Source organism: Aneurinibacillus sp. UBA3580 (genome assembly GCF_002375825.1).
GTDB lineage: Bacteria > Bacillota > Bacilli > Aneurinibacillales > Aneurinibacillaceae > Aneurinibacillus > Aneurinibacillus danicus.
In genome coordinates this window covers 32,946-41,301 of sequence record NZ_DFMZ01000137.1, presented here as the reverse complement: position 1 = coordinate 41,301, position 8,356 = coordinate 32,946, and the positions used below count along the sequence as shown (strand labels likewise).

Below are 8,356 nucleotides of genomic sequence, written 5' to 3'. Positions count from 1 at the left end.
GCTCTTCGTGTCGCAAGCGGCCAGAACAGGGCTGCGAGTACCGGTGCGAATGTCGCCGAGTTGCGGGTTACCCAGGCAAGGATGTTCCACCATGCCGACTGTTCGGCACGCAGGGATGCGAACACGACCATTAGCACCGTCAGCAATGCCAGCGACCACTTGGTGTAGCGGATATATGTCTGTTCGCTTTGCCCAGGATTCACTGCTTCCCCTACGTCTTTACCGAGGCTGGTAGCGCCCGAGAATTGGCAGGGAGCTCCCCAGCTAAGCGCGCACGCCCAGAAACCGAGGAAGAATAGGGCGACCAGCGGTGCAGGCAGGGTTTGCATCAAGTACTGCGGGATAGCAATCAATCCGCGTGTCTCTTCGGGAACGGCACTGGCGGCAGCCAATCCGAACACCACCGCACCGATAATCAGCGGAATTCCCAGAATAGCCGCCCACAGCAGTCCGCGTTTTCCTTCTTCCGGCGTACGGCATGACAGCGCCATTTGAAAGGCTGCCTGCGCCAGAACGACATTGACGATAAAGGTGCCAAACCAGGCGACAATCGTTTGCACGCCTGCGCCGGACAACGAATACATCTGCGGTTTGGCCGCGGCGAATTCCTTCAAGCCGTCGATGCCCGGATAGATGAATACAGCTAAGAATCCGACTGCCAGCATGATATAGAACACAATTGTGTTTAGCAGCTGCGTATAGCCGATGGCCCACATGCCGCCAAACTGCAGGTATGCGAACAGCAGAACGGCAGTCAGCGCCACCGATCCCAAAAGCGAAATGCCGGTAAAAACATGAAGGGCAGAAGCGAACGCCAGCGCCGTGGCCACGGACCACATCGGGAAGGCGAAGGCGGTAATCGCGCCGCCGAGTGCGCGGGCTTTTCTTCCAAAATGGTCTCCGATAAGTCCCGATACCGTAATCACGAGTTTTTTGCGGAACGGAGCGATCAGCAGGGTGGCGATGAGCAGTACCTGCAGCGTCTCTGCCACGCCGTACCAGACGGCGGAGACGCCTTTCAGATACGAGAGTTCAATAATTGAGATAAAGGAAGAACCGGAGAATAGACCGGTAATGCATACTGTTACGAACAGTGTGCTAAAGTTTCGGCCCCCCACGAAGTACCCGCTTCCTCCGGCGGCTTTTCTGCGGGCGATTCGGCCGATCGAAATCAATAAAGCGGTGTAGGCGAGTGCCAGAAACACAAACCAGTAACCAACCGTTGTCATCGTTTTTAACTCCTTTCGCTGTATAGGTTTACTTGGTTTTTAGTGCAGAAGAAGAAAAAGTAAATGGCCTATGTCATAATAAAAATCCCCTTCTCACAGAAGAAGGGGATGTACAGACAAATCCGTTCTCCTTATCTGCCAGAAAAATACTTCTGCTGGAAGTAGCACCTTGTGCTGCGCACAGGTTGCTGAGACGTCATCGGGCCAGATCCCTCGATCTCTCTGGATAAGAAAAATAAAGAATAGTAAATATGAAATTGTATTCTATATTAAATGTATTATTCCGACCTGTCAATATGGTTTTAAATAAAAACTTCTTTTCCAGTTTCTTCTTTTGAAAAATGAGCAGAAGAAACCATAATATTTTTAAATCATGCAGTATTTCTCACAATGATTGTTACAGTGGAAGACGGAGCCGGAACCGGAACGTATTTTTACCGTGCGAGAAGGTGCATGCACAGCGAGAAGTTCATATATATGGTATGGACGTAAGGATAGGAGGCGCAACAGGATGATTATCCGAAATATAGAGGTAAAACGGCAGACGATTCCGTTGAAAAAACCTTTTAAGACGGCACTGCGTACGGTGGTCAACGCGGAATCAGTGCTTGTGAAAGTCACGACGGAGAGCGGGTTTGCGGGGTGGGGAGAAGCGCCGTCAACGGTAGTAATTACAGGTGATAGTTTAGATAGCATCGAATCAGCCATTTTAAATGTCATGCGGCCTCAGCTTATTGGTGAAAACTTGCTGGCGCATGAACGGGTTTTTCATATTATCCATCAATCCATGGTCGGCAGCAGCAGCGCCAAGGCGGCGCTCGATATGGCATTATACGATATTTTAGCCCAGCGCTGCGGGCTTCCGCTCTATCAATTCTTAGGAGGGTACCGTAATCAGATTGAGACTGACTATACGGTTAGCGTTAACTCGCCGGAAGAGATGGGTGAAGATGCCACCCGTTATATTGCGGCAGGCTTCAATGTGTTAAAGATTAAGGTTGGAAAGGACAACGTGCAGGAAGACATCGCTCGTATTAAAGAGATTCGCAGCCGTGTCGGCAGCCAGATTAAGATTCGGCTTGATGCAAATCAGGGCTGGCAGGTGAAAGACGCCGTTCGCTCAATTCGCAAGATGGAGGACATGGGACTCGACATCGAATTGGTCGAGCAGCCTGTTAAAGCATACGACCTCGAAGGTTTGAAAACGGTAACCGACGCGGTGAATACGCCGATTATGGCGGATGAAAGTGTATTCTCCCCGGTGCAGGCGTTTGAGGTACTTAAGCGCAGGGCGGCCGATCTGATTAATATTAAATTGATGAAAGCAGGCGGCATTTATAAAGCCCAGATGATTAATTATATGGCAGAAGAATGCGGAGTCGAGTGCATGGTCGGCAGCATGATCGAATCACGCCTTGCCGTGACTGCCGCCGCGCATTTCGCCGCCAGCAAAAAGAACATTACGCGTTTCGATTTCGATGCGCCGCTTATGATGGCAACAGACATAGTGGAAGGCGGGGTGCGGTATACGGGCCGATTGCTTACGCTGCCTGACAGGCCGGGACTCGGCATCGATGGCGTTAGTGCCGGTACAAATGAAGGAGTGGGGCAAGTATCATGATGAAAGCAGAGCGAAACAAGCAGGCGGTGGCTGTTGCGGTGGCCACAGTCTGGACCACCCCCGATTCGCCGCGCGATATCGACACTCCGGCACTGCAAAACCCGGTTGATATAAAAGGATGGCTTACAGGCATGAGCCTGGATGACAAACTTGAACTATGTCAGAATAATCTCGTGCAGACCCAGGCGCTGTACGGTACGATGGTAGAAATTCTCGAAGAGGTGGGCGACTGGATCAAAGTCGCCATTCCAGACCAAGCCTCCCGTAAAGAAGTACGAGGATATCCGGGCTGGATTCCCCGCCTTCAACTGAAAGACAATAATGAGTACACAGATGCACTGGAACAGGGGCTATGGGCAGTCGTATCCCGGCCGAAAGCGAAGCTGTACAAAAATCGGGAAGAAAGCGGGATCACGTTGAGCTTTCTTACACGTCTGCCTGTACTGTCGCAGGAGGACGTATCGATTACTGTGGCGACTCCGGACGGTCCGCAGATGCTTAAGACATCGGACGTAACTGTGACGGACGGAAGCGAGCGCAAAGACGAACGGACCGGACTTCGCATTCTTGAGGCGGGTAAGACTTTCCTTGGACTCCCGTACCTGTGGGGCGGCATGTCGGCATTCGGATACGATTGCTCAGGGTTTGCCCATTCCATGCACCGTTCGCAGGGCATTCTCATTCCGCGTGACGCGTCCGAGCAGGCGCGATGCGGAAAAGAGATCGCCCCTGAAGATCTGGCGCCGGGCGATTTGCTGTTTTTTGCGTATGAGGAAGGCAGGGGGGCGATTTATCATGTCAGTATTTATGCGGGCGGCGGCATGATGATTCATTCGCCTGAAACGATCAAATCCATTGAAATCATTCCGTTACGTGGCTACAAATATGAAAAAGAACATTGCATATCACGGCGCTACTGGGAATAAACACAGGAGGTATTATGCATCGGCAAGGAGGGACGGATTGCGGGAGAGAAAAACTGGTTAATAGTGAAAAGCCTGAAACGGTATTTTTCCCTGGGCAAAGGCCAACTGCTAAAGGCGATCGATGACGTATCGCTCGACATCTGCGAAGGGGAAGCATTCGGTCGTTTGGCTATTGAAGCGGCACAGAATGCATACGGGAAAACAAACCAGGGTAAAAAGAGAAAAGAAGGGGGGCGAATTGCTTGATTACGACGTTAGCGCTGACGGACGAACTGGATTTGGTGGAGAATGTCCACCTTGACCAGCTATCGTCTCCTCATATTTTGTGGTATTGGGTAGATTTTCATGCTCCTACCGAAGAAGAAGGAAAGCTATTGGATACATATTTTCATTTTCACCCGCTGGCTGTTGAAGATTGCTTTCACTTTCGGCAGCGGCCGAAACTCGATTATTACGGGGAATATAATTTCTTTGTGCTTCATGCACTGAACCAGCAGACGCTGGATGCCGAAGAGGTGGATATGTTCATCGGCAAAAATTTTATCGTGACGTTCCATCTTACCTCGCTCCGTGAAATTCAAGAAGTGTGGGAGAAGGTATGGACCAATCAGAGTGTCTGTAAGGAAGGGCCGGTCTATATTGCGTATTTGATCATGGATAAACTGGTCGATTATTATTTTCCGGCTGTATATGAGATTGAAGATAACCTTAACGAGTTGGACAGCACCATTAAGGAGGGCTTCAGCCGACGTTTGATGGAGGAAGTATTTGAGATTCGGGGTGATTTGATTAAGCTGCGGCGCATTGTCAGTTCCATGCAGGATTTGCTGTATCGAATTTTAAATTCGGAGAGACTTGGGGAATTTAAGGAATCACGCGTATATTTTACCGATGTGTATGACCACTTGCTCCGACTATCGGAGATTGTGGATGCAAGCCGCGATATTACGGCAGATATGCGAGACAGTTATATTTCGCTTACTTCGCACAGGATGAATAACATCATGGTGACTCTTACCATTATTTCGTCGGTTTTTATTCCACTTACTTTTATTGCCGGGGTATACGGCATGAATTTTGAATATATGCCGGAACTGAAATGGAAGTACGGATACTTCTTCGTATGGGCAATTATGCTTACAGTAGCAGGAACGATGTTCTGGTGGTTCCGCCGCAAAGGCTGGTTTGATATGTAGGCAGGAGAAAAGACGGGAAAAGACACCCGTCTTTTTCCACACTGAAATTGCACCTTTTTTCTTTTCTTTGTTTGTTTCGTACGACGAACGTTGCCCGCTCATCCATTTGTTTCGGCTGTTCTGTTGGCTCCTATTAGTTTGTTTGTTGATAAACAATTGTATGGTACAATATACATTCTGAGAAGATTCTAGCTTAATACAAGAGGAGACAACAGGAATGTTATGAAACAAACAGAGCAATGGACTTCAAAACTTGGATTTATTCTGGCGGCTGCCGGCTCGGCCATCGGTCTGGGAGCGATTTGGAAGTTTCCGTATGTGGCGGGGACGAGCGGAGGCGGGGCCTTTTTTCTTTTATTCTTATTGTTTACCGTCCTCATTGGATTGCCGCTCTTGCTCGGCGAATTCGTAATTGGTCGCAGCACCCAGCAGGAGGCGATTACGGCGTACAAAACGGTTGCCCCGAATTCCGGCTGGCATTGGATTGGAAAGCTGGGGGTCGCGACCTGCTTTATTCTTCTATCGTTCTATAGTGTTGTTGGAGGCTGGATTCTCCTGTACTTATTCCGCAGCGCAACCGGACAGCTTATAGGTGAAATGCAGGCGTACGATAAATTGTTCGAGCAGGTCATTACCGATCCGGTGCTGTCGGTTGGAGCACAGTTTGTGTTTATTCTTCTGACTATCGTGGTCGTAGCCCGCGGTGTGCAAGAAGGGATCGAGAAAGCGAACAAATATATGATGCCTGCGCTGTTTGTTCTGTTTCTCGTCCTGATTATCCGCTCGCTCACACTGGATGACGCAATGAAGGGGGTAACGTTCTTTCTTCAGCCTGACTTCTCCAATTTGACATCGGAGTCGGTGCTGTACGCGATGGGACAATCGTTCTTCTCATTGAGCGTTGGGGTATCCGTTATGGTTACATATAGCTCGTATCTGGCGAAAAACGAAAGCCTGCCACGTTCGGCAGTATCGATTGTAGGATTGAATCTGGCTATTTCTTTGTTGGCGGGGCTGGCAATTTTCCCCGCGGTATTCTCGCTGGGAGTCGAGCCGACAGCCGGACCCGGGCTTTTGTTTATAGTGCTGCCGTCTGTTTTTGCCAAAATCCCACTGGGCGGTTTGTTCCTTATGGTTTTCCTGGCGCTGTTCCTGTTTGCCACACTGACTTCGGCGTTTTCGATGCTGGAGATTATTGTAGCTTCGCTGGCCAGGGGCGATATGGAAAAACGGAAGAAAACAACCTGGATTACGGGTTTGCTAATCTTCGTGGTAGGCATTCCGTCTGCGCTTTCCTACGGAGTGTGGAGCGAGATGACGATTTTCGGCAAGAGTATCTTTGATGCGGCCGATTTTCTCGTCAGTAATATTCTGATGCCGCTTGGCGCTTTGCTGATTGCCATTTTTGTTCCGCTGAAAATGAAACGGGAAGTGCTGGTAGCCGAGATTAGCGCAGGCTCGAATAACGGAAAGCGCTGGTTCGCGGTATGGCTTCTGCTGCTTCGCTATCTTGCGCCGGTCGCCATTATCATCGTATTTCTGGACGTTATTGGTATTATTTAACGAAGGACAACTGCTAAATTTACAGAATCTCCATGTTTGATGGCCGATGTTTTTGGTAAAATAATAGGAGAACCAAGAGATCCTATTATATAAGGAGGGCAATGTTATGCCATTTCTTCCTGGAGATCGTTTGCGGAATCTTGATATGCTGAAGCGGGAGTTCATAAACATGTTTCCGGATATCGTGCCGGAGCTGAATTCTCCGCGTATTGACGTGTATGAGACGGAGACGCATGTAGTGGCGTCCTGCGAAATTCCCGGGCTTGAAAACAAAGAGGATATCGACATCCATATCGAAGATCATACACTGACGTTGAGCGGCACAATTCATAAAGTGCACGAAGTACGGGAAGAACAGTTATACAGAAGAGAGCGTTTCTCCGGCCGTTTTGAGCGCACGGTGTCCCTGCCGGCGGCCGTGACGGCGGAAGAGACGAAGGCCAGCTACAAGAACGGTATTCTTGAGATTCGGATGCCGAAGGCGAAGCTGGACCGCAGGAAAAAAGTCGACATTGATTTCTTGTAGATCTTATGAATATATTTAGAGAAAGGAGCCGCTCCCGGCTCCTTTCTTGTTTGAGGGGGGAGGGAGAAAAGGAATACATGAAGGAAGCAGACGGTCAAGAAATCAGGAGATGCCATGCAGATGGGAAAGCGTCGTTCGCTCTGTATTTTTACACACCGCTGTGCGGTACATGCGGGATCGCCGAGAAAATGCTTACGGTTATCGAAGCGGCAGTACCTACACTACCGTTGTATAAATGCAATATTAATTTCGCTCCGGAGCTGGCCCGGGAGTGGGAAATCGAAAGTGTTCCCTGTCTGGCGCTCATAGAAGAGGGGAAGCTTACGCAGAAAATATACGCCATGCGATCGGTTCCATATTTATATGAGGTTCTAAAACGTTTTATGGATACAGAAAGATAACGGCCGTATTGTGCGCCGCTTTTCCGTATTATCTTTTTGATTTCGGACATTCGTTTTTTGATGTAACAAGCATTCTGTAAGAATAAAAATAACGAAAAACAGGCGACGCGTTTCGCCTGTTTTTTGTATTCGTTAGCCGCGGCGCAGGTTGCCAAGTTCGTTTACGATGGCTTCGAGCTCACTGGTGCTGAATGTGTCTTTTCTCATTACCATGTCGTACAGGTCGTGTAAATCCTCATACTTCTCTTCATCAAAATGAGAAGGTTTAATTGCCGCTACATTTACAACACGAAGCTTGCTTTTAATGCCTTCAATCATAAATTCAATATTTTCGCTCGATTTCTTCGATAAATCCATCTCGTCATCCCCCCGTATGCATGTGTTACTTATTGTACCATGTTTTTCGATATCATTCCCTTTCCGATGCGCATTGTGCCGCTGTTTTCTTTTTGTGGCCCGTCAAATTTTATCTTTTAATATCGGCTGGTTATAATAAAGTAATAGGCAGGGCAGATTTCATAAGAGGGAGAGGAACAAATATAATGACAGACAAACATGCCATTACAGCAGATGAATTCGCAGCTAAACATAATGCCGGGGAATTGGACGATGCCTGCATTATAGATGTGCGTGAGCCGTATGAATGGGAGGCCGGGCACCTGGATAAGGCACATCATATACCGATGAACACGGTGCCGTCCCGTATGAATGAGTTGGACAAAACAAAAACGATGTATATCATCTGCGCCCATGGTGTCCGCAGTTGGCATGTTACCCAGTATTTACTTGGTAACGGATTTGATAATGTAATTAACGTCGAAGGCGGAATGGCCGACATTGAACATCATGTAAGATAGAAGAAGGGCGGCTGCCTTTTTGTGGTACGAAGGAAAA

Annotated in this window: 10 protein-coding genes and 1 riboswitch; of the genes, 8 read left to right on the top strand and 2 right to left on the bottom strand. The window is 48.6% G+C overall.

Annotation, left to right across the window (positions count from 1 at the left end; all coding sequences use genetic code 11):
• The coding region (locus B2899_RS18260; RefSeq protein WP_286887623.1) for a sodium:solute symporter family protein at positions 1-1,229 on the bottom strand (1,229 nt) is incomplete at its 3' end.
• Between the two features lie 128 nt (positions 1,230-1,357).
• A riboswitch (SAM riboswitch) is annotated at positions 1,358-1,462 on the bottom strand.
• 278 nt (positions 1,463-1,740) lie between these two features.
• Here B2899_RS18260 and B2899_RS18255 point away from each other — a divergent pair.
• The 7 genes from B2899_RS18255 to B2899_RS18225 all read left to right on the top strand — a co-directional run bounded on the left by B2899_RS18255 (position 1,741) and on the right by B2899_RS18225 (position 7,462).
• Positions 1,741-2,850: a mandelate racemase/muconate lactonizing enzyme family protein gene (locus B2899_RS18255; protein ID WP_146811486.1), complete on the top strand. Its 1,110-nt coding sequence runs from the start codon at positions 1,741-1,743 to the stop codon at positions 2,848-2,850.
• A complete protein-coding gene (locus B2899_RS18250) occupies positions 2,847-3,776 on the top strand; it encodes a C40 family peptidase (protein WP_286887619.1) in 930 nt (309 codons plus the stop codon). Before B2899_RS18255 ends, B2899_RS18250 begins: the two co-directional genes overlap by 4 nt.
• A 63-nt stretch (positions 3,777-3,839) precedes the next feature.
• Positions 3,840-4,022 carry a hypothetical protein gene (locus B2899_RS18245; RefSeq protein WP_146811484.1) on the top strand — a complete coding sequence of 61 codons (183 nt, stop codon included), beginning with the start codon at positions 3,840-3,842 and terminating at the stop codon, positions 4,020-4,022.
• Complete coding sequence (gene corA, locus B2899_RS18240) at positions 4,019-4,972, top strand: magnesium/cobalt transporter CorA (protein WP_286887616.1); 954 nt, start codon at positions 4,019-4,021, stop codon at positions 4,970-4,972. Before B2899_RS18245 ends, corA begins: the two co-directional genes overlap by 4 nt.
• Before the next feature lie 222 nt (positions 4,973-5,194).
• On the top strand, positions 5,195-6,535 hold the full coding sequence (locus B2899_RS18235) for a sodium-dependent transporter (protein ID WP_286887615.1): 1,341 nt from the start codon (positions 5,195-5,197) through the stop codon (positions 6,533-6,535).
• 106 nt (positions 6,536-6,641) lie between these two features.
• Positions 6,642-7,061 (top strand): Hsp20/alpha crystallin family protein, encoded by a 420-nt coding sequence (locus B2899_RS18230; RefSeq protein ID WP_146811478.1) that lies wholly within the window; start codon positions 6,642-6,644, stop codon positions 7,059-7,061.
• 77 nt (positions 7,062-7,138) lie between these two features.
• Entirely contained in the window at positions 7,139-7,462 is a 324-nt protein-coding gene (locus tag B2899_RS18225) for a thioredoxin family protein (RefSeq protein ID WP_286887612.1), read from the top strand.
• Positions 7,463-7,594: 132 nt separating this feature from the next.
• On the opposite strand, the gene B2899_RS18220 is transcribed toward B2899_RS18225, so the two are convergent.
• Positions 7,595-7,819, bottom strand: a complete 225-nt coding sequence (locus tag B2899_RS18220) for a DUF1128 domain-containing protein (RefSeq protein ID WP_146811475.1) — start codon at positions 7,817-7,819, stop codon at positions 7,595-7,597.
• A 185-nt stretch (positions 7,820-8,004) separates the two neighbouring features.
• On the opposite strand from B2899_RS18220, the gene B2899_RS18215 reads away from it, so the two are divergent.
• The gene (locus B2899_RS18215) at positions 8,005-8,319 is read left to right on the top strand and encodes a rhodanese-like domain-containing protein (RefSeq protein ID WP_286887610.1); all 315 of its coding nucleotides are present in this window, start codon (positions 8,005-8,007) and stop codon (positions 8,317-8,319) included.
• Positions 8,320-8,356: the final 37 nt, after the last annotated feature.